Genomic DNA, 24,084 nt, shown 5'->3' on the forward strand with positions numbered 1-24,084 from the left:
GTGATTGGCTACAAGATACCGTTTTCGTCTGCACGTTCAAATGTAATGCCGGTTATTTGTTCGCTCCACCTCCATAGGTTCTTCGCATTAATCTCGTCCAGTGAATAGGGTTTCACACCGTGCTGTCCCCCTTCGCTTCCCAGGCTCAGCTCAGCCACATCCGCATCTTCACAATAAACACCACCGATATTGCCGAGCATCGGGCTGGTAGCGCACCAAACCGTAGTGGCTGCCCCCTGGGGGATCGTTTTTAAAGATGCTAATACTTCTGGCAAGAGATTACCTTCTGAATCCACAAAGCCCATTTGCTGAAAAAGTTCCAGTGACGCTTCTCTGCCCAGTTCGGTCCCGTGTATGGAGCCTGGATGCAACGAGTATGTTCTTATATTGAACTGTTTACCAATGCGATCCAGCTCAACGGAAAACAAATTGCTTGCTGTTTTAGATTGTCCGTAAGCTTGCAATGTTTGGTACTCACGGTGCAGAAAATTGGGGTCTTCGAAGTTGAATGGGGCCATTTGGTGGCCGAGCGAAGATACATTGATAACCCGCGCGCCATTAGCCTTTTTCAGCGCAGGCCATAAACGGGCGGTAAGCTGAAATTGACCCAAGTAATTGGTGGCCAACTGCGATTCGATACCACGACCATCCCTGCGCAAAGGCACCCACATGATGCCCGCATTGTTAATCAGCAAATGTAGTGGCCGGCCTGTTGCGAGAAAAGATTCGGCAAATGCATCAATAGAAGCAGGGTCCATGAAATCAATTTTCCCCAATTCCACATTCGGAATTCCTTCCAGATGTTTCCGTGCCTTTTCTATGTCCCTGCCAGCAGCGATCACAGTAGCCCCGGCTGCGGCCAAAACCTTTGTGGTCTCTAAGCCAATGCCTGCATTTCCGCCGGTCACGATCGCGATTTTTCCGGTAAGGTCAACCCCCGTGATCACATCACCAGCTGTGGATGTAGCGTCGAACCCAGAACCTATCGGCTGCTGTAAGGCTCCCTGATAATTGTTTTGTCCCATGTCATTTTATAGTTAAATATGATAGGACAAAACTACCTGGTCATTGGCGCAGCCGCTTTGTTCAAAACGTCAATTTCCTTTGTTTAAAATGTCAGGTAAAGTTGAGCAAGTAATCCGGACACCATCATCAAAACCGGACTGTACTACCTGCTTCGCTGCTGTAAACGAGCGTCAGACTTTAAACCCGGCAATGAATTTCGCTATTGTAATACAGCGTTTCAGGCGAAGGATTGGATAGTCGTATGTTAAATCTTCTTTCTGATCCTGCTGAGATGCTCCGGGCTAAGGCCCAGATATGACGCTATGTAGTATTGTGGCACTTGCTGGACTATTTGCGGATAGTTGGCGGTGAAATCACGATATTGCTCTTCATGCGTAGTCGAAAGAATGTTTTTGCGTTTTGCCTCTGCGCTGCAAAAAACCCTTTCAATGATTAGTCTGCCGAATCGTTCCCAAATCTTGTATTTGTCAAAAAGTGCATTGATCGAGTCTTTTTTCAGAATCAGCAGATCCACGTCTGTCAGCGCCTCCAGGTATTGTTTCGATGGAACCTGCATGATAAAACTTTGATAGTCACTGGTAAACTGATTTTCGCTGACAAAGTCCACGGTAGTTTCTTTCCCGTTCTGAAAGGAATATTCGCGCAAGACGCCAGAATTCAAAAAAGCAATAAAATTGCAGACTTGGCCTTCTTCCAGTAGCAAGTCCCTCTTTTTCAATTTCTTCAATCTCACAATCCTGGTAAAATCTTCCCATTCCTGCTCATTAGGTTGAACGATCGTTCGAATAAAAGACTCTATTTTTAGCAGGGATCCAGGATCGGTCATATGCATCTACTTTGTTGATAATTGGTCATTAGCATGTAAACCTTCGATTTTGAAGACCGGAAGTTCACATCTAATTTAACCTAAATCACTTGACTATCAATTACTCTTTAACGTGGGTCTTAATCGCGCCTAAAAACGTAATTGACGTTTCTACATCATCCCCGGGTTTAAGATAGCGCGGATTTTTTAACTCCCTTTTCAAATATTGCTGCAAAATATAGGGATGCATTTTCGCCCTGAAAAATCCACCGGTGAATATGTATTTGGTGACCGTCCCGATAATGAAGCCTTTGGCCGGGGCATTGAATACAACTCCTGACGGCGTTCCGGTGATAATGATACTATTCGCCGGAATGCAGTTTCCTTCAAATAGGTTGACCATTTTATCCTGATAGTAACTTTTCTTTTCTCCCTTTACAGATAGTGATTGTTCGACGATCTTTTCAATGTTCCACACCATATCTTTTGCACTTCCATGCTGGCGCTGCTGCCCATTGACTGATAGTTTCAGTTCCAGTTGGTTTACAAATGCGCGCCAATCTCTTGGAATCACCAAGTAGGGGCCGGTCGGCAAGAATCCTTTTTTGCTTTTAGCATCAGGAAAACCTTTACCACCTGTTACATTCTGACTATCCATTTTCCGCATCAATGTAGCCCTGTCGGTAAAGTCATTGACAACCAAAAAGCCGATCATGATTTGGTTAAGGTCTGCGGGTGAACAGACGGCCTTCGGGAATACAACACCAAGCTCGACTTCATGGTCCAAAAGCCAACCTTTGGTATAAGTCAACTGGTGGACGACTGGATCGGTATTCACATATTTTGGAAACATAAACGGTCGGACCTGGTTGGTTTCCTTGCCATGATCCGCATAATTTATTCCAATCGCCAAATGGGTATCCCCCGCCACACTGGGCAGCAAGTCTTCGTATTTCACTGCGACCTTGTTTGTACTGGCGCGGATCAGCCGTACAACATCATTGAATTCCAAATCTTTTATAACATTAAACGAATTCGGATCGTAGCGCTTTAATTCAGAACTTATATCTACGCCCGTTACGTGTTCGCCGTCATCTTCAAGTACTGCGAGGGTGTGTACCTGCCCGCCTTTATCAAACCTGGCTAGCGAGAGGGCATCTTCCGGTGATTTTAAAATCTTACCTGTTTTTTGAAAGACGCTTATTTCAGCCACGGTATCTATCACAATCTCAGCAAGATGCCTGCGACTTTTTAAAGTCGATGCAGGTAAAAAACGAGAATGTGCGGGATCAATTTCAAATAAGCTTAGCATGCCGCCCAGGGCCAGGCCGATCAATGTACTGTTCATAATAACAATTTGTAAAATGAAGGGTTAGTGTTTTCCCGGAACGATTCGATAACTCAGGCCTACTTTGAAACTAAGGCCGCCGGCTACCTCGGGGTTGATGGGGTCTTTGCGGTTGCCGAGTTCGTAGAAGTCAATAAAGCCATCCGCCTTATCATTTTTATGATAGATCTCCATATTCCGGATCAGGGTATACGCCGCAGTGGCCCGGATTGCCCAGTCAGGTGAAATATAGTATTCGGCGAAAAGGCCGGGATTTACGGTGTTGTATTCGAAATAGCGCCGTTGATCGTTTAACCGGTAGGTCGAATTCTGTACAAACAGATTGAAACCGGCATTGACCTTTTTGTTAACCGCATAACTGACAGTAGCACTATGCGGCAAATCGCCAAATATCCACAACTTAGCATTGACCTTCCAGTCCATACCAACCAACACGATATATTGCGGGCCATAGAACTGCCTCCGGTAACCAACTATACCCTTCCAGGTCAGGTTGTCACTCACCTTCCAGCTTCCTCTTACGATAGCGCCGAACTTGATATCAGAGCTTTTTACATTTTTATAATCGCTGCTCAAAAATGGCATGAGCAATGCTGTGAGGTTGAAATTCTTGCTGACCGTTGTGCTGTAACCCAGTGTGGGCGAGATGCTGTAAACCTTTTTCACTTCAAAATCGGGATGGGTGCCAGAGAAGTGGAAAGCTTCCAGGTTGCCACCAACCAGCAGGTATTTGGATTTGTTGGGTGTAAGAAAGATGGGTATCGTGGTAGCGATCTTTAGATTGCTGCCTGTAAATTTCTGATCCCCTGCCTCCGTTTTAATCTTCATAGGCATGTGCTCATAACTTACATTCACTCCTTCGATATATCCCTGGCCGAAGCTTAATCCGGCTAAAAGCATGAACAGCATGGTCAAGCCACTTGCATGACAGGTAGGTAGGCGAGAAATTGTTAGCCCTGTTGGGGCCTGTGTTAATTTTTGATATTTGAATTTCATTTGTTTCAGGTTTGATTAGCATTGTCCTTCCATGGAGTGTGACAAAGCTATCTGCCCTGATTCCGAAACTCATTGATGTTTATCAATATCGAAGGTTTGGCTTCGAACCTTTTATAGCGAGGAAATCAGCGCACGCGGTTGATCCTCCCAAACGATCCATTCAGGAAAGTAAATGGTGGTTTGCATTTCCGCAATTCTGGTATACCGCTTAAAGAATCCGATCACAATATCCTTAGCCAACAGAAATGCCTGCTTCTGAATGCCATGCAAGCCTTGGCTGGGCAAAAACCGGTAGCAAATTTGACGAGTGCGCAAAAAGGTCAATAGCCCAAAAATAGGATATACGAAAGATAAACGGTCGTGATCACCTTTTGTATACCTACAAAAGTTGCCATCGCTTCCGTTCCTTTCTACGTTTGTATCGCCTTCGGCCATAGGGCGAGAAGGAGCAGAGAAGACCTTTTTTTAGGCCCTCAGGCATATTTACATTTATCGAACCGCACATGTCAACTATCAAACTCATTACTTATCTTAATTGGATATTGATCGTCCTATATGGGTCATCGGTAGTGTGGGCTTTTTTGCAGGCCAATAACCCCAGCCATGAAATGCCGGGGGCGGAATGGATCATTAAAATTGTCGGCTTTTTGCTTTTATTGGCGATGATCGGGCTCAATGTGGCACCTTACCTATGGACAAAGATCACCGCGCTCGCGCTCGTGTCGTTGCTCCTACTGGTCCTTCGCTGGTTTGCAGATTAACAGGAATATTCATTAATCACATTTTACACCATGAAAAACTTTGGGATTGCATTTCTTGCCGGTTTACTGGGCTACGCGATTCTGGCGGCCCTCAGCTATTATTTGTTAGGGAAGTTTTCTTCCAATGGCCACGATAGGGGTGTTGAAGCCAGCATGACCTGTATTTTCGTTTACGGGCCAATCGGTTTTATCATTGCATTTATCGTCGGCTATCTCTGGGCAAGGAGCTAGGATTACCGACGTGCGACGTGCGACGTGCGACGTCCGACCATCGATCGCCGGGCAGGGCCTATGGTCCATACTAAACGGTACTATCGTGCCTGATGTGCAGCCTTGATCATGGACGTCGCCCACATATCGTAAAGGTCGTTCCACGCCTGGCTGGCCTCGTCATCCCATTGGTCTTCGAGACGCTGTTCCAGCACTTGTAACAACGCCTTTCCCACCGTCTCATAATGCGCATCCTGCACGCCGTATCCGGCATGCCTGATAGCCATGGCATCGATGTCTTTCTGAATTTCGGACATCGTTTGCAACCGGCTCACCATGTAGGTGATCATGTCGGTAAGTTTTCTTACCTGCTGCTCCATATCGCGGGGAAACATGGCCTGCAAGCTGGGATCGATTTCAAAGAGCGCCTCATAGAACATTTCACCCGTTATTTCCGGCTGCGAAATGGCGTAGCTCCAAGTTGTTTTGATGATCAATATTTTTCGGTCTGTCACGGTTTGTCTGTTTATAAACTACGAAGATTTTGCCTGATCAAAGAGATTGATTTTAATCGGCAACACCAAGAAAACGAGGTATACAATAGGTGATCAGGGTTTAAATGCTCATCAAATAATCCAGCAAATTGCCTTCCTCACCCAGTTTCAGCTTTTTTCGAAGCCTGTGGCGGGCAGTTTTCACGCTATCCGGCGAAATGCCGAGCAGCCCCGCCGATTCCTTTAAATTGAGGTTTAGCCTGATGAGCGCACAAAGCCGGAGCTCGCCTGCACTTAGTTCGGGATTGGCTTTTTTAAGTTTAGAGAAAAAATCGGGGTGAACCCCTTCGAAATAGGTCTTGAACTCGTCCCAATCCTTATCGAGGTTGAAACTGTAATCGATCAGATTGATAAGCTTGCTGAATAGCGGTGTGTTTTCATCCCTGGGCCCGGTCTTCAATGCCTGCGAAACCGTTTGGCGAATATCTTCCAGAATACTGTTTTTCTGGATCAGGTTCAAAGTATGGGTGGTCAACGCCTTGTTCCGGAATTCCAGTTCGGTTTGGAGGTGCTGCTCTTTTTCAAGACCATTCTGGATCTGAATGTCTGCAAGGGCCCTTTGAGCAGCATGTAGTTCCTTGTTTTTGGCAACTTTAAGCCGTTGTCTGTTAAAAGCCAGGGCCACCAATGTGAGTATCGCGGCCAATGCCACCATAATGGTGTTCCGGGTGGCATCTCCCAGGTCTTTTTCATTTTGCAGCAGTTTAATCTCCGATTCCTTCCGCTCGTTTTCATAATGCACCCGGAGGTTGGTCATTTTCGCAGTATTCTCTTCGTTGAATAGCGAGTCTTTTAAAACCATCGCCAATTCCTGAAAGCGAAATGCACGGGCGAAATTGCCTGTCTGCCCGTAAACGTGCGCTAAACCTTCGTAAGCCAGCTGCAATGCCGGTCGTATCCCATTGGCCCTGGCCAGCACCTCCGCCTGATGATAGCTCGTAAGCGCCTTTTGAAAAGCATTGGTTTTGGAATACACATGGCCTAAACCATTATAGGAGCTGACCATCGCGGGTTTCCGCTGAAATTCCTGATTGATAGCCAGTGCCTTTTCATATTCCGCCTCGGCTAAGTCATATTTCCCTGTCTGGAAGTAAATCTCGCCAAGATTGTTGTGGCAAATGATCTGGCCATTTGTGTCCTTGAACTGGTCGAAGAGATCCAATCCTTTTTTCGCACTGGCGAGTGCCGCATCGAAATCCTTTTTTCGGATATGGATGGAAGCGATATTGATGTAGGAGCCCGCAAGCGACTTGCGGTCACCCGCCTTGACCCAAATCGCCTGCGCCTGCTTGTAGAAGTTCAGCGCCTCGTCATAGTTCTTCTGGTTTTTATGGACATTGCCGATGCTGTTGAGAATGTTGGAACTGCGTTTCTGATCCCTGAGCGCCTGGAAAATGGCCAGGGCTTGTAAATAATTATCCAGCGCCTGACCGTAGTTCCCTTGTTCTCCATAGATGATCCCTGCACTCGCAATGGCTTTGCCGACACCAATCTGATTTTTGATGTCCTGCGAAATCTTTACGCTTTTCGAATAATGAGCGAGCGCTTCGGGGTATTTGTTTTTTTGCCAGTAGTAAACACCCAGTGCATATTCACCGTCCGCTTCCCCTTTCCGGTACTTTATCTTGCGAGAAACCGATAACACGGTTTCTGCATTGGCCAATGTCTTTTCTGGAGCAGTACTCCAGTACTCCATTGCGATTTCAAAGATCAGGTTCACACGGGTGGTGTCCGATTGCGCTTTGGTCAAGAGATTTTCGAGGCTGTCAATTTTGGGAGACTGTGCAAAAACAGGTAAAGTAGCAAGGAGTAGGAAGTAGAGCGATATTTTCATTGAGACGTAGCCGCCGGTCTGTTTATTTTGCGAATATAGTTGTAACTGCAAAGACTAATAAGTGATTCGCACCTAAATGACCAATAAGCTTATTTAACGTATCTGTCGCCCGGATAGGTCCTTGGACTCCCGCTGACTTTCGGCAGGTCCCCTCCCAGGGTAACTCCCTCGTATGAGCGCTATTTCTTCAAAATCTTCAAAGTTTGCGTTTGGGTGGGTGTGCTCACCCGCATGAGGTATAGTCCGGTTTGTTTTTGTGGCATGGGGATCGTTTCCTGATAAGCTCCGTTTTGGGCGTTCACTACTTTGTCGAATATCGTCCGGCCCGAGAGGTCGGACAATTGAAGGCGTATCGTTTCGCCGGTTGCGCCTTCCACATTCACTGAAAATTGATCTGATATCGGATTCGGAAAAGTAGTAGCCTTGAATTCAACTTCGGACGCAAAGTTCTCAATGCCTGTGCTGTCGCTGGCGAAAGTCTGACGCGTATTTTGGTCAGCTAAAAATGCATTTTGTTGTGCCGGGGCAGGAGAGCCGGTGCCAGGAGACGTTTGCAATGCTCCCATTCCGCCGGTGATAAAAATGCCGTTTCCATAGGTAATGGTCACCAGGTCAATGGCAAGTTTGCTTTTCAGGGCAGTCCACGCTACACCTGGAACATATCGGAACAGTTTACCATCCCTTCCACAAATCACGAACTGGTTATTGGCATACACCACATCCAGGTAGTCGATATCGCTGTTGGCATTACTGGTTGCCGTCCAAAGCTTGCCATCGGACGATGTAGCAACGGACTGGCCTAGGCCCACAGCTACCCATTTACCATTTCCATACGTTACACTTTCCAGTGGATACGCCGTGCCGCTGGCTCTGAATGTCCATTTGTTCCCATCCGTTGAGGTTGCCACCACTCCCTGTAACCCGACCAGCACGAACATTCCGTTCGCATAAGCCACACCTTTGTAATGGTAGCTGCTCTTGCTTACGGCCTTAAACCAGCTTTTGCCATCGGAGGAGTATAGAATGAGGCCATTCTCGCCGACTGCAACGAATTTGCCACCACCGTATGCCACGCTGTTAAGCTCTTGTCCAAATTCTACGCGACTATAACTCCATTTCAAACCGTCGGTCGAGGTTTGGATGATTGCATCAGTGCCCACTGCAACAAATAACCCGTTACCAAATGTAACAGAGGTAAAAAATTTAGCGCCAGAGTTCAAGTGAATGGTTTCCGACGGCTTATAAGTTACACCATCTGTCGTGGTCACGATCAGGTTGCGCTGAGTTCCATAAAATTCGCCATTATTCGTACCGCCAACCAGTACGAGGCGGCCGTTTCCATAAGCGGAACCACCGGTTTGGAATTTCCAGTAATTAATTGTTGCGGATGTCCAGCTGACGCCGTCATTATTCGATGAGCGGAACATGCAACCGGCACCGGTGGCCAGGAACTGGTTCTGGAGATAGCGCACGCCGAAAAGGCTCTGATCAATTGCGGTTGAAATGAGTGGGTTATTCCAGGAAACACCGTCTGGTGAGGTGAGGATCTTATTTCTGTTTTGGATCATGACCACAAACTTTCCGCTGTTTGGATTCGATGCGATCGCTTTCAGGATCAATGTCTGATCAGCGAGTTGATGTGAGCTCCACACATTGCCAACTACCGAGGAAATGATGGTGCCTTTGATTCCCACTGCTACAAATCGTCCGAACTTGTTGATAGCGATGCCAAGCAATGTGTTTGTTGTTCCCGAAACCCTGGCAGTCCATGTTGCGCCATGATCATTGGATGTTTTCAAAATACCATTTTCGCCTACCGTTGCAAAAAGTCCGTTGCCGTAAACCACGTCATTGATACTGTATTGCTGGGCATCTGATCTATTGGTCCAGTCAATGCCATTTGTCGAAGTTAACCGGCAGCCGAGTGTTCCCACGGCGACGAAAGTGCCGGCGCCGTAAGCAATGCTGTACAGATTCCGGTCTGTTCCTGAATTATGCTGGTACCAGTTCAGGCCGTCCGTTGAGGTCATAGTTGTGCCGCTGTCTCCCACCACCACGAAAAATCCATTGGCAAATACAATATGCCTCAAATTTCTGGTCTTGCCGACCGGCGATGTTTGTTCTGTCCAGTTAATGCCATCGGGTGAGGTCCGGATCATTCCTGACTGGCCCACTGCTACATACTTTCCGGAGCCATAAGCCACATCATAAAGCGTAATGTCGGGCAATATCTGGCGGCTCGTCCAATCAATCTGTGCGTGGGCGGCGAAAATCTGGACAAACAGCAGCAGGGTTACCAGTTTAGATGGGAAGTAAATAGTTGGTCTTGTAGAGATAGAGATTTTCATGACTAATTCTTATTTGTATTTGAGAAAAAAATGAGAATGGTACTGTCAGCGAAATAGTCGCGAACTAATTTTTACGACCATTTGAGATTTGGTATAACAGCAGCCAAAGCAGATATGCCAGCCCCGGTAAATCTGGTATCGCGAGCAACAAATTTGCTGACACGTAAAAGCCACGGTTAACCAGCCACAAACTTGTCGGCAACACGATGACCGGCAATCCGATGACTACGATCGCTGCCCGATAAAAGGATGGCGGCGGGCCTCCCGGTGTCGTATATACGCTGTCTCTGAAAAAATAAAGTAGGACGATCAGTATGCCTGCACAAAAAGTCCAAAGAACCCAGAAGACGATCATTGTCAGTGCTATCGGTGCGTGAGAGTTTGGTAGGCCAAATGCATCGATTAGGTATTGATCGCATAATAGCAATTGGACCCCACTCCCCAGCTGATATCTCCTGCATGCTCATCCACGATCGAAAACGGACTGGTCAGTTTCAGTCCTTTGAGTAGCGGAACGGTTGCCGTGTGGACATATTTCCAATTAAATTGCGGAACAGGTGTTTTTCGTTTCGGCGTCGTGCCGCCAACCTGCATCGCTGCCGTAGTTGCGTTTGGCACGGCCTCATAACCAGCCATTGTGGGTGTAACGCCGCCATCGGCCGTTACGTCATTCGGTTTTTCGCAGCTAAAAATAGAAAGTGAAAGGACTGTGGTACTCGTGAGAACATTTTTCATGGCAATTGTCTTCTTGTTTAAATTGTTTGAACTGGAATTGTTCTAGTCAATATCCGACCTAGAGCATTGCGAATGGTGCTCCCTTGTTACCGATAATTGTTTGTGAAAATCCTCATGATCAACGGATGCAAAGCTGCTCAGATTCGACTGATGCAAACTTAGGAATGGTGGCGTTAGCCATCCTAATCGCACGGGTATACAAAAGGTACACCCAGTCCAAAAGTGGGTATACAGAAGGTGAACATCTGCCCGTTATCGAAGATTACAGCGAAAATGCGCCGGAAGGGGAGGGATTTAGTTGAGCTATTCTAACTTAAGGGTTCTCGTGCCCCTTATTTCATTTGCCCTAAAAGTTTGGATGGAGCAAAGCCTAAAACGCTATTGATTAGTGACGATACAAAGGCTCTTTTTACGGCTCCCGAACCAGACCAGCTCTCAGTTTTGACGGCCCGGCTCCCAAGTACTGACTAGCGTTCACTGGGCGAATATTGCCGTAAAGTCGCCTTCATGGTCGCAAATTTTGGTCATTATAGCTTTGATTTCAACTATGTTCATCGGCTTCAATGAAACCGCGCTTGCCCTTAAACGGAAGCTTTCTTCCCGAAACTCTGCTTGATCGCGGTTGGTCATCATGATCACAGGTACTGCCTGCCAGTATTCATGACGTTTCAATTTCGAAAGTGTCTGAAAGCCATTTAACACAGGCATGTCTATATCCAGGATAATTACGCGGGGAGTATCAGAATGCTGATTGGCTAGCGGGTCCATGTTATCAACCAGCTCGGAACCGTCGGTAAAGAACCACACCTGATGATTCGGTAAAAACATTTTGAAAACTTGCTCGACTAAAAAGCGATAGTCCGCGTCATCGTCTACTAAATAAATCAGGTTTGGATTGAGCATTGATCAATGGATATAGTATGTCGTCAGCAGTTTTAAAGCTATTTCTTGTCGTTATCATTTGAAGGCAGTTCAATGAAGCTGATTTTGAAGCGGGTGCCTTCATCAGGATTACTGTCAACCTCAAGCTGGCCGCCAAGCAACACGCAGAGGCGGGTGACAATAGCCAGACCAATGCCTTCACCAGCGGATCGGCTCGGTGTAATGACAAGTTCATCCTCCACCAGCTCTTCAATTTCACCTCTAAACCGGGCAAGTAGCTTGGCAGTTAAGCCCGGCCCGGTATCGACAACTGTTAAGCACCAGCCCGGAAATTCAGTCAGCCTTTCCCAACTGACCGTTACCCCGCCCTCATTGGTGTACTTCAAGGCATTTAGCAGTAAGTTCTGCGCAATGCGGCGGATATGTATTGGGTCGCTAAGCACATTCAGGTCGGCCGGTCCCTGGGCATCCAGGCGTAACCCGCGCTCATCTGCAAATGGCTGCGTATTTTGAACGAGCTCGTGCAGGAGTGCTGACACATCAAAGTGGGTTACGTGAATAACTTCCTGAGCGGCTTCTAGTCGGGCAAAATCCAATAGACTGCTCATAAGCTGGGTCATCTGCTTTGTATTCCGCTGGATCATCTGGATCAGAGCGCCGTTATCGGCTTCACTACCGGACATCCCCAGGAGCTGGGCGGCCGAAGCGATCACACCGACTTGCCCTCGCAGATCATGAGAGGCGGACCTAAGCAACTCGCCCCGTTCTTTTAGCGCATCGCGAAGATGGGCCACCGACTGAGCATTTTCGCTGGCATTCTCCAACTCACCCAGCCAGAACTGCTGCTGTGCCTGAGCTTCTTTGAGCTGGGTAATGTCAAGGCCGGTCAGCACCACACCATCATCTTGCCGGCTGACGGCCACCGCAAGCCAACGCTCTTGTCCGTCCGTACGAAGATGTTTTTCATCGTAACGCGGGGTGTTTTCGTGATAGACCTGCATCAGAAATTCAAGCGTTTCAGAGCCCCACAGCAACGTCTCGAAATGTTCAGCTGGTTTACCAAGCAGCTCATGAAGCGGCTCGGCAAAGAACTCGGCGAGCTTCTGATTTCCTACGGCCAATTGAAACCCGGTCACACTACCATCACCCGCCTCAGACTTGATGGCTTTCAACAGCCCAATGCAGGCTGGCGAGGCGTCCAGTACAGCCTGCAGGTTTTCGGCCAACTGCCGTGTTTGCCTTTGGGCGCTTTGCAGCTCAGTTATATCGCGCGCTATCGCAAGTACGCTTTTGACCGAACCGTCGGATCCCCGCTCGGGTACCATCCGTGAGTAATAGTCAAAATGCCCTTTTGGTGTTGGAAACGAGTTATAATGCTCCTGCGGCTGGCCGCTTTCAAAGGTCTGACGAAGTTTGTCCATGTATGGGCCCGCAATTTCGTCAGGTTGTCCCATTTGGGTGTTGGTTTTGCCGAGCAGGTTTTCAAGCTCTTGCCCGGATTTGCTGATAAAAGCACTGTTCGCAAAGAGCAGACGAAGGTTCGAATCCCAGCGCGTAATCACATCGGGCGTGTTTTCAACCAGGGTCCTGAGTTGTGCTTCACTTTGCCTGATCTGTTCCTGGGCCAGCACCTGGTCGGTAATGTCCCAATCGATCCCTAACATTTTGACGGGTGGTCCGCTTTCACTTGGCAGTGGGACGCCTCTTATTTTTAAGTACTTAACAAGATTGTCGGCCTGAATGCGCAGCACTACATCGATAGGATCCCGACCGTCTTTGAGCCAGTCGGTGAACTGCTGGGCCACTTGCTTGTCGGCAGTTACTGTAAAGTCCTCATAAATGCCCGGATGGACCGGTACCCCCGTTTGCAAGCCAAATAATTGGTACATGCCTTCCGACCAGATGAACTCCGCAGTTGCCCTATCAAACTCCCAGCTGCCGGTGCGGGCCAGTGACTCGGTTTGCTGCTGAAGGGTAAGGTTTTTGAGTGCCTGGGCATGTTCGGCCTGCTTGCGCAATGTGATATCGCGGGCAATGGTAGAAACACCGATAATTTGCCCTGTGGCATTCTTTACCGGGGACATAACTACTTCCAGGTGCATTTCCCTGCCGTTTTTATTGATCCTGACCGCATCAAAAATCTCAACTCTGTTAGAAATTTTGATTTTCTCTGTGTCCTTTAGCAATTGGTCGAGATCTTCCGGCAAGGTAAGCATGGTCAATGGGTGGCCGATGGCCTGAACCGCTGAGTAGCCGTATAGTTCCTGGGCGGCACGGTTCCAACTGGTGATGACGCCTTCAAAATTGACAGTCATGATCGCGTCCTGAGAGGATTCGACGATGGCGGCCAGAAAAGAGCTTGCTTCCTCAGCGGCCCGCTTCTCGGTCAGGTCCCGCATGATCTTTACAAATCCCAGTATTTTGCCATGCGCATCCATCAGGGACGACATTGATCCTGAGCCCCAGAAGCGGGTACCATTCTTGCGCACATGCCAGCGCTCATTCTCGGCATGTCCATGGTCGCGAGCGGTTTGCTGCTCATAGTCAGGAACGCCGTTTTGCCGGTCTTCCGGAGTAAAGAGAATGTCACCGGACTTGCCAAGTATTTCTGCTTCCGGATATCCCATTATATGTTGCGCCCCTGGGCTCCAGCTGGTGATATTGCGTTGAAAATCAAGCGTAAGAATAGCGTAGTCCCTGGCACTTTCAAAAACCAGCCGCATCCGCTCTTCTGACTGGCGGACGGCTTCTTCCGCCGCCTTGCGCCGTGAAATGTCAACAAAAGTCAGCACAACACCATTGATCCGGTCCTCGGCGGTACGGTATGGAAGCACGCGCATTAAAAACAATCTGCCGTCGGTGGTCTCGACTTCGCGCTCGACTGGTTGGAGCTTCTGGAGTACACCTTCTGCATCCTGCACCAGTTCATCATATGCCAGCCGGTTGGTAATATCGGTTAAAGGTCGGCCACTGTCGGACGGGATCAAATTGAAAATATTGCGGGCAGCGGGGGTAAACAGGTTGACCCGAAGGCTCCGGTCTAAAAACAGGGTTGCAAGGTCAGTGGAGTTGATCAGGTTCTGCAGATTATTCCTCGTCATGGAGATTTCCTCTACCTTCACCTTCAATTCCTGGTTGACCGTCGACAGTTCCTCGTTGATCGACTGCAGCTCTTCCTTGCTGGTTTCAAGTTCTTCCGCCGCTGAGCGCAGTTCCTCGTTCATGGCCTGCAACTCTTCGTTGGAGGCTTTCAGCTCTTCGGCCTGTGTTTCGTGCTGCTCATTTGAACTGCGTAGCTGCGCCTTGATCCGGACGAGTTCTTCTTCCAGTTGCCGCGCCATTGGCTCCTCCGAGGCGAGGACACTGGTCGTCGCTCCGGTTTGCTGCCCGGTCGGTTCAAAGATTACGAGTAAAAATCCCCTGGCTGGGTTGCTCCTGGCATTGCCATCTTCATCCAGTACCGGACGCACATGCATTGTCAGGGTTTGTGTCTTCTCGTCAATCCTTACTTTAAGATTGGGTGCCTCTACATTTGCCTTCTGCTGAACAGCCTGATAAAAGGCAGTTCTGAGTTCAAGGCGCAGCTCTGGACGGATCAGTTTTAGCAGGTTTTTCGACGGTTCTCCTCCGGCAACATGTAAGTACAGCCCTGCACGTTCTGATATGTGTAGAATTTCGTAATCCTCATTGACAATGATCGATGGCGGGGCATATTGTTCCAAGAGCTGCTGATGCAGATCGCCAAAGCTGATCCGGCTTTGCAGGGGCCGGTTGTCTTTTGGTATTGGAGCATCCTGCATCGTTTTTTTTCCGGAAGGTATCAGCAAGCTATTGTCCGGCACGGGGTAGGAGCGGACCGAAACGGGGCGGCTCTGGTAAATGTGGTTTTCCCGGCTTACAGTAGCAAACAAATCGCCAGCCCCGTCAGTTGTCTCCGATAGCCCGAGCATCAGGTAGCCACCCGGTCTTAGAGCGAAATGGAAAGTTTCCATCACCCGCTCCTGTGCCGCATGGTTGAAATAGATCAAAAGATTGCGGCACGTGACCAGGTCAATTCTCGAAAAAGGCGGGTCTTTTAATACATTATGGTGGGCAAAGAGGACCATCTCGCGGATCTCCTGGCGAACCTTGAAATCGTCGCCGTCCGGCACCAGGAACCTGCGCAGCCGCTCGGGTGGAATATCCGCGGCATCATTCAGGGTGTAGCGGCCTTCCCGCGCAATGGCAATCGCAGCCTCGTCGATATCCGTTGCGAATATCTGCACCTTAGGCGCGTCGATTATATCCATTGTTTTTTCGGCCATCAGCATGGCCAACGAATACGCCTCTTCACCCGTGGCACAGCCAGCCACCCAAATACGGATAACATCCATATTTGACTCCCGGATAAGTATCGGAATAATATCCCGCTCCAAGGCCAAAAAAGGCTTGTTGTCCCTGAAAAAGTTGGTGACAGAAATCAACAGGTCTTTAAGCAAAGCCTGGGTTTCCTCAGGATGTTCGCGCAAAAAGGTCGCATAGGCCGGAAGGTCGGCAAGATTACGGACATTAATTCGCCTTTCGAAGCGGCGCATAAGCGTCGGCCTTTTGTAATTGGAAAAGTCGTGGCCGGTTCGAAGCCGCAAATGGGCGAACACCTCCCGCATCGCCTGTTGCTGGTCTTCCGGGCGCAGCTCGGCTTCCGCCCGGATTGACACCGTTCTGAGGCTATCACGGTAGGAGACAAGTTTTTCGGGGATTTGGGCCACCGAAAGAACATCATCGACCAGGTTCGTCGCAATCGCCTGACGCGGCATTTCATTGAAGACGGCTTCGCGGGGGTTTTGTACAAAAACAGCGCCCCCATTCTCCTTGATCCGCTTCAAGCCCATCGATCCATTTGCGCCTGTGCCCGACAAGATTACCCCGACTGCCATCGGCCCATGGGAATCCGCCAGGGAACGGAAAAAGATGTCCACGGGCGCCCTACGTTCCTCCTGATGCAAGTTAGGGGATACAATGATCTGCCCATCCTGCATGTGCAAATGCTTATTGGGTGGCACTACATAAACATGGTCGGCTTGTATATGCACGTTTTCTATAACCTGGGTGACAGGAATTAATGAAACCTGGCTGAGAATTTCTGTCAGGCGGCTGTCGTAGTCTGGTGATAAGTGCAGGATGACCACGTAAGCCATGCCCGAATCTGCGGCTACCTGCTCGAAAAACTCGATCAGTGCCTCAACGCCACCGGCTGAGGCCCCGATGCCGACAACAAGAAGCTGCATATCTTGTCCGGAGTCAGCCTCTTTTTCGTTGGTTTCCGCTTTTTTTGACTCTTTCTTGCTCACTTACTGGTCCAGTTTAACTTTGTTTACTGTATTAATATTCCCAATGGGTAATTGATTGTCTTGCCGTCTCCTCTTCAATTCTCTTCGTCTTGTTGGGTCAGTATTTCGATGCTCAGTTGTCCTTTCAGAAGCACTGCTTGCCGCACAAGTTCCGTGCGCTGCCCGGCCTGCTGGGCCTTTTGAAAATACCGTGCTGCAAGCCTGGTCTGGTTAGCTTCGGCGAAATGGTCACCCAAATGATTAAGCAGCATAATGCTTTCGTCTACTCCACGGATGGCGCATTAAAGGCTGTCTTCCATTCTCTCTATATGACAATTATATTTCGTTTGTCCATCCAGTCAAGTGGTTATCCGGGTCAACTTTACGAGCGTTAAGGTAGGTAAAAACCTTAACTACTTTCCTGGCCGAGCTTAAAGCCGGTTTCAATAGGCGCTTTAAGGAAATAATTGAACCATTAGATCACTTTGTCTAGAACCCACAACACAAGTAACTGTTCCGGATGGAAAAATGTGGCGGAAGTTCCATAGTTCGCCGAAAGTAATTTCAGAGGCAGGCCCGGTAACTATCAATTTCTGAACTTCTTTTTACTGGCATAGTTATTGCAATGTAAGCCTCCTCGGAAAAATCAGCTGTGAATCCCATAAGCGTTACAAATAGTCTCGCGAACTATCATCCTGGCCGACCGTAACTTTACAATATGCAAGAGTATAAAACGATCTTTCTTGTAGATGACGATGAAGACGATCGGATGTTGATGCGCGAAGCGCTTGAAAAGTCAATCAGCCCGATTACGATTGTCGATGTCGCACATAGCCATGACCTATTGCGGTTTTTAGAGAACGCTCCTAATGGTCCCAAATTGATCCTGATGGACATGAACATGCCACGGATAGACGGCCTTCAAATGCTTGTCCACCTTAAGAGTGACAAACCGCATAAGCATATTCCGGTGGTCATGATCTCAACCACTACCAATCAGGCGATGATCAGCCGAGCATATGATCTGGGGGCTAACGCATTTATTGTTAAGCCCGTATCCTTCGCCGAATATGAGCATGTTGCCCGTGGTGTGGGGCTATGTTTTTTGAATAACTACCGATGGGCCGCTTCGACGCCTGCATTTGAAAGTGCTGACTGCAAAACAATTATTGTTGTTGAAGACAACGACGATCACTGGTACCTTCTCGATGCCGCGATGAGAAATAGCTCGATGAGATACAACTTGGTTAGGATCAGCACCAAGGAGAGGGCACTGGCTTTTGCTCATCATGAACTGGTTGCTTTTCTGCCGAAAGTAGATATGATCCTGATAGACCTCTACCTGCCCGAGCGCGAGGATGGATTGCAACTGTTATCAAGCATTCGAAAATCGATGCAGGCCAATCATTTGGAAAACACGCCAATCGTTGTTTTCACTTATTCAAATAGTGCTCAGGACATCGATGACTGTTACCGGCATGACGCAAACGCTTACCTTGTCAAACCGCTGGACATCACCGGGTGGCGTTTTTATTTCGAGAATTTGCTCAATTTCTGGTCGACCGCAATCAAGTCGGCCGATACTTCAAAGCCGTTTCGCAGATAAAATCCATTGTTTTGCAACATCCAGCTGCGACTACTTTAAGGGTGCCACAGGTTGCTGAATTAAAGGTTCCCGCGTGACGCGGTTGGTTTCTCCCCGCCGGGCCGTAACCTCTATAACCGGTATCCGTGACTTACCCAAAGGAGTAAGCTCGTATTCAACTTTACCAGGTTTTTATTGACTGTCGACCGTGAGCTCGAAAAAACTTTTCGTGACAGGGAGAATCATCCCTGATAAGGACCTCCGGGAACACCCCAACCCCATTTAGGCATCGGTTCGTCGGGCTCCATTTGCAGGTTGTCGCTGTTGGAATTGATGACCGCGATTCGTGTACCCCATTCGACATATGCGACAAATGCAGAACGGAACTCCGGATCGTCAGGCAGGTTAATTTCATCTGCGGTCTCCAAAAGGAGCGAAACCCAGCGTCTGCGGTGTTGCTCGGTGAGATGTTTGGCCAGGTGCTTTTGAACCATTCTGAAATGGCTGCCCTCCGCTGTACTGTACCAGGTAGGGCCGCCTAGTACCTCCGCGATGAAATGTGCGACATGCAGCTGATGTTCCGGCGACATATGCTTGAAGACCGGCTCCAAAAGCGGGTCATTCAGGACTTTTTGATAGAACAATTCTGTCAGCCTTTCGAAAACAGGCATTCCGCCAGCCCATTCAAATAGGGTAGGAGTTGAGGACTTTTCAATCATAAGGGCAGATATTTAATTCCGATGCGCTGCTTCCGCATCATTGTGGTTTTGTAAAAATAGCAAAATAGAAGACCGATAATGCGATGACGTCGTGTTTTGCGCTATTTATTAAAAGCACATCGGGTTCCGGAACCTTGTCGTGGCGCAAGGCCGGGTGCGTAGCAATCTTTGGTAATACGGCCTATGCGAAGGCCTGCTTTTTCCAAAACTAAAACATCTCAGCTGGCTTGTATCCTTTTGGTTATTAGGGTATTGAAAATAAGTTTAATGATCTGGTCATTAAAACATACTAAATAGTATGTTTTGGGATTAGCTTTGCATTGAAAAAAATACGCCAATGCATCAGACGCTTCTTTCCCTACACTCAATCAACAGATGGTTAGTCCTCGCAAGTCTTTTCTATGCGATCTGGATTGCCTGGACCGGTCTGCGGTCGGACAGGGTGTTTTCTGGCCCCAACAATGCCGTCAGGCATATTACGGCCACTATCGCCCACATTCAGCTACTGTTAGGCCTTTCATTGTATATGATAAGCCCGGTAGTAAAGTTCAATGTTGCCGAAGCCGCAGTTAACAGGCTCGTGAGCGAACACACCTTCTTTCGGCTGGTGCACATTGCCTTAATGCTCATTGCGGTGGTGGTAATCACAATCGGATCGGCCAGAGCGAAGCGGGCGGTTTCAGACCAGCAAAAATTCAGGACTATGCTTATCTGGTTTGCAATTGCTTTGCTGATCATCCTCGCAGCGATTCCCTGGCCATTCTCTCCACTGGCCAACCGTCCTTATTTCAGATCATTTTAAATTTACACCTGCTGCTTATGTTTCAACTGCTTAAAACGCCCATAGGACGCCTGAGAATACTCGGCTTTCTCGAAGGGATTTCATTGATCGTGTTGGTTTTCATCGCCGTCCCCTTAAAATACTGGGGCGGCCAGCCCGCGCTCGTCAAATTAATCGGGCCCATACACGGCCTGCTTTTCACGCTGTTTGTGCTGACAACTTTAAGTGCCGGTGTGACCTATCGTTGGAAGTTTTCGGAAACTTCGTGGAAGGTCCTTATTGCCTGCATCGTTCCATTCGGGACTTTTTATGTTGATAGGTATATCCTCGCCCGTGAGCAATCTATCTGGGAAAACCGTAAAGATTGAAGTGGCCTTTTCGAAAATAGCAGCCAAACAGCGCGCGAGACGGGGCGATTTGCTATGGCTGATTTTGGCCGGGATTTTACTGTCGGCGTGCCACCATGGTACGCAAGCAATCAGCAACAATATTTCTTTCAAAGGGAAGCTGTCGGAATATGAATTGTTCAAAGGCAATTTATCGGACATGGTACCAGCCGGAAACGTGGTGCCGCTGCAGATAGGCTCGCCGTTGTTCACGGACTATGCCGAAAAGCAGCGGCTGATAAAAATTCCGGATGGTACAAAGGTGGTCGTCGCCGGAGAGGGACTGCCTGTATTTCCAAACGGAACGCTCATCGCGAAGACATTCTATTATTCAAAGTCCGGGAACGGCGGAAGGAAGATTATCGAAACCCGGCTGCTGCTGTATTCCGATCAGAAATGGAATGCTGCTACTTACCGGTGGAACGCCGGGCAAACGGACGCGGAGCTGTTGACGGAGGGGGCCATCGTGCCAGTTTATTTTGAGGACCAATTGGGGAAACACCGCCATTTGGAATACAAAATTCCAACGCAAAAAGATTGCGGGACCTGTCATCGGTCGGGTGATGAACTGGTCCCGCTCGGCCCACAGGCCCGGAACCTGAATATCGATATTCAGGTGGAAGGCAAAAGTGTTAACCAGTTAACCTACCTGATCAACAGAGGGATATTTGGACATGCGGCCATTTCGGGAATTGCTTCTCTTCCGGATTACAGGGATTCCTCACAGGCATTAACGACGCGGGCCAGGGCCTATCTGGAAATGAATTGTGCCCATTGCCATCGTGAAACGGGTTCTGCTGAAAGCACGTCGTTAAACCTAAACTATGCGACGCCATTTGAAGAGACGGGTATTGCCTATAACAAAGAAAACATGCTCATCCGGATGAGCACCATGGGCGAATACCACATGCCTAAGATCGGTACCACCACCCGTGACGAAGAAGGTGTTCGGCTGATCAAAGAGTATATCAAAAGTCTGCATAATGACCAGTGATCCATTTTCTTTTAGAAATTGCAGGATCATTGACGACTAAATATTTGATTTATCAAATGACAAAGGCAGAAGCGACCAGACTGACTATTCTGGAAAAAGCATTTGAGCTGATATACGCGAAGGGTTATCAAACTACCAGCGTCGACGATATCATTGCGACCACCAAGGTTACAAAGGGAGCTTTCTACTACCATTTCAAAAACAAAGACGAAATGGGCGTATCGATTATCAACGAGCTTTTGAAGCCGACACTCTCCAGCAGCTTTATCGGCCCCCTGCAAACTGGCGAGGACCCCTTAGTGGCTATTTATCAGTTAATGTATCACCTTCTGATAGAAAACGAATTTCTCAAAGTTGAGTATGGTTGCCCGGCTTCTAATTTGACCCACGAGATGACATCCTGGAATGCAGATTTCAATACAGCATTAAATGAGCTGACCCGGCAATGGACCAAAACAATGACCGACTCGATTGAGCTGGGGAAAGCGAACGGCGTTGTTCGTAAAGATGTAAACGCCATGCAAGTAACGATGTTTGTCATGTCGGGCTACTGGGGAATCCGCAACTTTGGCAAACTTGAGAGAAGCAAAGATATATACCTGCCTTACCTGAACGAGTTGAAGAACTATCTGGAAACTTTGCGCTAAACAGAATGACTCGAATCATCGCATTTCACAATGGTCTGCTTGCGCGGAAGATAAAACCTGTTGAAGATTTAATTTGCTCTTTTTGAGTAGGTTTAAATTTCCCGGGACTTGTCGATGGTGGATGCCCTCAGAGCGGCCAACGTTTGTAACATTGTTTTCTATCGATATTATTTGTGGGCAGCATGAGGTCTGATAACTCATTAGGCAATTTGAAGGAGGCCGAACTTTGGCAGTCGTTTAAAAATGGCGACAAGGAGGCCTTTGTGTTAATCTATCAATATTATTTCAAAATTCTGGCCAATTATGGGTCCAGGTTTACCTCCGACGTGCTTTTACTGGAAGATGCAGTCCAGGATCTTTTTGTGTCGCTCTGGCGGAGAAGAGAGCAGCTCGGCAACCTGGGGCATGTAGAAAGCCCAAAGTTTTATTTGCTCCGGGCCCTGCGGAATCAGCTGACACGGAATTCACGCAATGATATCTTCGATCAGGCCGAGAATATGGACGATTTCCTGGACCACCTTGTATCACTGTCTTCCGAGCAGCAAATGATTGATGACGAACATACATTGGATCAGGCCCAAAAAGTAAAATATGCCATTTCTAATCTCAGCCCCAGACAGCAGGAAGCGATCAACCTAAGATTTTATCATGGGATGAGCCTTGACCAAATTGCCCAGGTCATGGGAATTAATAAACAGGCTGCCAGTAATATGCTTTTCAAGGCTTATACCGTCCTTCGCCTTACGCTTAAATTGATCTCCCCACTGCTGATCGCTTTTGCCTCTCACTTTCGTACCGCCTGAATTCGCTCGAATTTTAGTTCTGGTATTATCCCTGAAAAAAATGAAAATATTTTTTGGGACGGTGGGTTAATTTCTGAAAATGCATGTCTCTGTATTATTACGGACTTGCACTATACCAATGGATTACAAAAACTTTGAATTACAGGATTTTCTTAATGATGATTCCTTTGTCCAATGGGCATTGACAGGGAAAGATGACGCCTACTGGCAGCATGTCCTGCTGGTATCTCCGTTACAGAAGGGCCTGATTGAAAAAGCACGCGGGATAGTTTGCCAGTTGCGGGACGAGGAGGAAAACAGAACGCTGGAATTGAATGAGGAGGACGTCTTAAGGCGTATCCTGAGAGAGATCGAATTGCAGGATTCGGTTTTTGAATGGCCGGTAAAAAGGCGTTGGAGCGCCGGCTGGTTAAAGTGGGCTGCTGCTGTTTTTATTTTTGCAGGAATTGGATGGATGCTTTGGAATGGCAGATTTCCGCAGGAAACGAGCTACGGTGACCTGGTTTCCAGGGCGAAAAATCGGTATGAGATGACCGAAAAGGTAAACAAATCCCTAAATCCAGTCAGAATAAGGTTGGAAGATGGTACAGTGGTAACCCTGCAAAAAAACAGCAGGTTGAGTTATCCCCTGCATTTCGGACGGGACAGCCGCGAAACGTTCCTGAGCGGGGAAGCCTTTTTTGAAGTGGCCAGAAATCCTGATAAACCGTTTTATGTGTATTCTAATGAACTTGTAACCAGGGTATTGGGTACTAGTTTTGTGGTTAAGTCATTTGATTCTGAGCGGATTGCAAGTGTAGATGTCCGTATCGGACAAGTATCCGTGTTCAACCCAAAGCATATGGGCGTCGACAGAGGCGAAGCCAACGGCGTGGTATTGCTACCTAATCAAAAGGCTGTGTTTGACCGTAAAAAAGAGTTTCTCTCTAAACGTCTGTCGGACCGTCCTGTCCCGCTCAGACCTCAGGCGGGGGATCAGAGAACGCGGTTTGAGGAAGTGCCTGTGGGCCAGGTTCTGGCGGAGCTCGAAGCGTTATATGGCATCAAGATCATTTATAATGAAGAGATACTGGCATCGTGCATTATCAGTACCGTTTTTGGAAGTGAATCACTCAACGACAAGCTTGACTTAATTTGTCAGACTATTGGTGCGACGCACAAGGAAATAGATGCGCAGATCATTATTGAATCAACCGGTTGTTTGTAATAATACGTTAAATATGAACCCTCTGTAGGATTAATCCATCTGCCTATGAAGTAGAAAGCACCCTTGCGAAGATGTAATAAAAAAGGAAAAGAATGTGGGGACATCCCTTTCCTTCAGCCAACGCCTGAACGGCTGTTGACAAACAGTTTTGTCT

Annotated in this window: 21 protein-coding genes; 9 read left to right on the top strand and 12 right to left on the bottom strand. The window is 48.0% G+C overall.

What is annotated here, in order from left to right; genetic code table 11:
* Nucleotides 1-8 precede the first annotated feature (8 nt).
* From LZD49_RS19960 to LZD49_RS19975, 4 genes are all read right to left on the bottom strand, one after another.
* On the bottom strand, nt 9-1,025 hold the full coding sequence (locus tag LZD49_RS19960; RefSeq protein WP_234669341.1) for an SDR family NAD(P)-dependent oxidoreductase: 1,017 nt from the start codon (nt 1,023-1,025) through the stop codon (nt 9-11).
* A 245-nt stretch (nt 1,026-1,270) separates the two neighbouring features.
* Complete coding sequence (locus LZD49_RS19965; RefSeq protein ID WP_234669342.1) at nt 1,271-1,852, bottom strand: Crp/Fnr family transcriptional regulator; 582 nt, start codon at nt 1,850-1,852, stop codon at nt 1,271-1,273.
* A 100-nt stretch (nt 1,853-1,952) separates the two neighbouring features.
* The gene (locus LZD49_RS19970) at nt 1,953-3,167 is read right to left on the bottom strand and encodes a fumarylacetoacetate hydrolase family protein (protein WP_234669343.1); all 1,215 of its coding nucleotides are present in this window, start codon (nt 3,165-3,167) and stop codon (nt 1,953-1,955) included.
* A gap of 36 nt (nt 3,168-3,203) precedes the next feature.
* Nucleotides 3,204-4,079, bottom strand: coding sequence for a DUF6268 family outer membrane beta-barrel protein (locus tag LZD49_RS19975; protein WP_234669344.1), 876 nt, complete (start codon nt 4,077-4,079; stop codon nt 3,204-3,206).
* 599 nt (nt 4,080-4,678) lie between these two features.
* Here LZD49_RS19975 and LZD49_RS19980 point away from each other — a divergent pair.
* Together LZD49_RS19980 and LZD49_RS19985 are read left to right on the top strand one after the other, a co-directional pair.
* The gene (locus LZD49_RS19980; protein WP_234669345.1) at nt 4,679-4,936 is read left to right on the top strand and encodes a hypothetical protein; all 258 of its coding nucleotides are present in this window, start codon (nt 4,679-4,681) and stop codon (nt 4,934-4,936) included.
* Nucleotides 4,937-4,966: 30 nt separating this feature from the next.
* A complete protein-coding gene (locus tag LZD49_RS19985) occupies nt 4,967-5,167 on the top strand; it encodes a hypothetical protein (RefSeq protein ID WP_234669346.1) in 201 nt (66 codons plus the stop codon).
* Nucleotides 5,168-5,247: 80 nt separating this feature from the next.
* Here LZD49_RS19985 and LZD49_RS19990 read toward each other — a convergent pair whose 3' ends face one another.
* The 7 genes from LZD49_RS19990 to LZD49_RS20020 all read right to left on the bottom strand — a co-directional run bounded on the left by LZD49_RS19990 (nt 5,248) and on the right by LZD49_RS20020 (nt 17,080).
* Nucleotides 5,248-5,661, bottom strand: a complete 414-nt coding sequence (locus LZD49_RS19990) for a globin domain-containing protein (protein WP_234669347.1) — start codon at nt 5,659-5,661, stop codon at nt 5,248-5,250.
* Nucleotides 5,662-5,761: 100 nt separating this feature from the next.
* Entirely contained in the window at nt 5,762-7,585 is a 1,824-nt protein-coding gene (locus LZD49_RS19995; protein ID WP_234669348.1) for a tetratricopeptide repeat protein, read from the bottom strand.
* A gap of 128 nt (nt 7,586-7,713) precedes the next feature.
* Nucleotides 7,714-9,882, bottom strand: a complete 2,169-nt coding sequence (locus LZD49_RS20000; protein WP_234669349.1) for a T9SS type A sorting domain-containing protein — start codon at nt 9,880-9,882, stop codon at nt 7,714-7,716.
* A gap of 402 nt (nt 9,883-10,284) precedes the next feature.
* A complete protein-coding gene (locus tag LZD49_RS20005; RefSeq protein ID WP_234669350.1) occupies nt 10,285-10,617 on the bottom strand; it encodes a hypothetical protein in 333 nt (110 codons plus the stop codon).
* A 474-nt stretch (nt 10,618-11,091) separates the two neighbouring features.
* Entirely contained in the window at nt 11,092-11,520 is a 429-nt protein-coding gene (locus LZD49_RS20010; protein ID WP_234669351.1) for a PleD family two-component system response regulator, read from the bottom strand.
* Between the two features lie 38 nt (nt 11,521-11,558).
* Nucleotides 11,559-16,829 carry a PAS domain S-box protein gene (locus tag LZD49_RS20015; RefSeq protein ID WP_234669352.1) on the bottom strand — a complete coding sequence of 1,757 codons (5,271 nt, stop codon included), beginning with the start codon at nt 16,827-16,829 and terminating at the stop codon, nt 11,559-11,561.
* Between the two features lie 74 nt (nt 16,830-16,903).
* Nucleotides 16,904-17,080, bottom strand: coding sequence for a hypothetical protein (locus tag LZD49_RS20020; protein ID WP_234669353.1), 177 nt, complete (start codon nt 17,078-17,080; stop codon nt 16,904-16,906).
* A 446-nt stretch (nt 17,081-17,526) separates the two neighbouring features.
* On the opposite strand from LZD49_RS20020, the gene LZD49_RS20025 reads away from it, so the two are divergent.
* Nucleotides 17,527-18,414, top strand: coding sequence for a response regulator (locus LZD49_RS20025; RefSeq protein ID WP_234669354.1), 888 nt, complete (start codon nt 17,527-17,529; stop codon nt 18,412-18,414).
* 221 nt (nt 18,415-18,635) lie between these two features.
* On the opposite strand, the gene LZD49_RS20030 is transcribed toward LZD49_RS20025, so the two are convergent.
* On the bottom strand, nt 18,636-19,112 hold the full coding sequence (locus LZD49_RS20030) for a group II truncated hemoglobin (protein WP_234669355.1): 477 nt from the start codon (nt 19,110-19,112) through the stop codon (nt 18,636-18,638).
* A gap of 337 nt (nt 19,113-19,449) precedes the next feature.
* Between LZD49_RS20030 and LZD49_RS20035 the strand changes: the two genes are divergently transcribed.
* The 6 genes from LZD49_RS20035 (at nt 19,450) to LZD49_RS20060 (ending at nt 23,930) form a co-directional block, all read left to right on the top strand.
* Nucleotides 19,450-19,914 (top strand): hypothetical protein, encoded by a 465-nt coding sequence (locus LZD49_RS20035; RefSeq protein WP_234669356.1) that lies wholly within the window; start codon nt 19,450-19,452, stop codon nt 19,912-19,914.
* A 17-nt stretch (nt 19,915-19,931) separates the two neighbouring features.
* Nucleotides 19,932-20,261, top strand: coding sequence for a DUF3817 domain-containing protein (locus LZD49_RS20040; protein ID WP_234669357.1), 330 nt, complete (start codon nt 19,932-19,934; stop codon nt 20,259-20,261).
* The gene (locus tag LZD49_RS20045) at nt 20,227-21,273 is read left to right on the top strand and encodes a c-type cytochrome (protein WP_234669358.1); all 1,047 of its coding nucleotides are present in this window, start codon (nt 20,227-20,229) and stop codon (nt 21,271-21,273) included. The genes LZD49_RS20040 and LZD49_RS20045 overlap by 35 nt, the downstream gene beginning before the upstream one ends.
* 56 nt (nt 21,274-21,329) lie before the next feature.
* Nucleotides 21,330-21,920, top strand: coding sequence for a TetR/AcrR family transcriptional regulator (locus LZD49_RS20050; protein WP_234669359.1), 591 nt, complete (start codon nt 21,330-21,332; stop codon nt 21,918-21,920).
* A gap of 182 nt (nt 21,921-22,102) precedes the next feature.
* The gene (locus tag LZD49_RS20055) at nt 22,103-22,723 is read left to right on the top strand and encodes an RNA polymerase sigma factor (RefSeq protein ID WP_234669360.1); all 621 of its coding nucleotides are present in this window, start codon (nt 22,103-22,105) and stop codon (nt 22,721-22,723) included.
* A gap of 118 nt (nt 22,724-22,841) precedes the next feature.
* Nucleotides 22,842-23,930, top strand: a complete 1,089-nt coding sequence (locus LZD49_RS20060; protein WP_234669361.1) for a FecR family protein — start codon at nt 22,842-22,844, stop codon at nt 23,928-23,930.
* Nucleotides 23,931-24,084: the final 154 nt, after the last annotated feature.

The organism is Dyadobacter sp. CY261, from assembly GCF_021440085.1.
GTDB lineage: Bacteria > Bacteroidota > Bacteroidia > Cytophagales > Spirosomataceae > Dyadobacter.

Coding starts and splice junctions, on each gene's coding strand:
- LZD49_RS19960 (WP_234669341.1), bottom strand. CDS start 1,025: ATGGGACAAAACAATTATCAGGGAGCCTTACAGCAGCCGATAGGTTCT.
- LZD49_RS19965 (WP_234669342.1), bottom strand. CDS start 1,852: ATGACCGATCCTGGATCCCTGCTAAAAATAGAGTCTTTTATTCGAACG.
- LZD49_RS19975 (WP_234669344.1), bottom strand. CDS start 4,079: ATGCTTTTAGCCGGATTAAGCTTCGGCCAGGGATATATCGAAGGAGTG.
- LZD49_RS19980 (WP_234669345.1), top strand. CDS start 4,679: ATGTCAACTATCAAACTCATTACTTATCTTAATTGGATATTGATCGTC.
- LZD49_RS19985 (WP_234669346.1), top strand. CDS start 4,967: ATGAAAAACTTTGGGATTGCATTTCTTGCCGGTTTACTGGGCTACGCG.
- LZD49_RS20000 (WP_234669349.1), bottom strand. CDS start 9,882: ATGAAAATCTCTATCTCTACAAGACCAACTATTTACTTCCCATCTAAA.
- LZD49_RS20005 (WP_234669350.1), bottom strand. CDS start 10,617: ATGAAAAATGTTCTCACGAGTACCACAGTCCTTTCACTTTCTATTTTT.
- LZD49_RS20010 (WP_234669351.1), bottom strand. CDS start 11,520: ATGCTCAATCCAAACCTGATTTATTTAGTAGACGATGACGCGGACTAT.
- LZD49_RS20020 (WP_234669353.1), bottom strand. CDS start 17,080: ATGCTGCTTAATCATTTGGGTGACCATTTCGCCGAAGCTAACCAGACC.
- LZD49_RS20025 (WP_234669354.1), top strand. CDS start 17,527: ATGCAAGAGTATAAAACGATCTTTCTTGTAGATGACGATGAAGACGAT.
- LZD49_RS20030 (WP_234669355.1), bottom strand. CDS start 19,112: ATGATTGAAAAGTCCTCAACTCCTACCCTATTTGAATGGGCTGGCGGA.
- LZD49_RS20035 (WP_234669356.1), top strand. CDS start 19,450: ATGCATCAGACGCTTCTTTCCCTACACTCAATCAACAGATGGTTAGTC.
- LZD49_RS20040 (WP_234669357.1), top strand. CDS start 19,932: ATGTTTCAACTGCTTAAAACGCCCATAGGACGCCTGAGAATACTCGGC.
- LZD49_RS20050 (WP_234669359.1), top strand. CDS start 21,330: ATGACAAAGGCAGAAGCGACCAGACTGACTATTCTGGAAAAAGCATTT.
- LZD49_RS20055 (WP_234669360.1), top strand. CDS start 22,103: ATGAGGTCTGATAACTCATTAGGCAATTTGAAGGAGGCCGAACTTTGG.
- LZD49_RS20060 (WP_234669361.1), top strand. CDS start 22,842: ATGGATTACAAAAACTTTGAATTACAGGATTTTCTTAATGATGATTCC.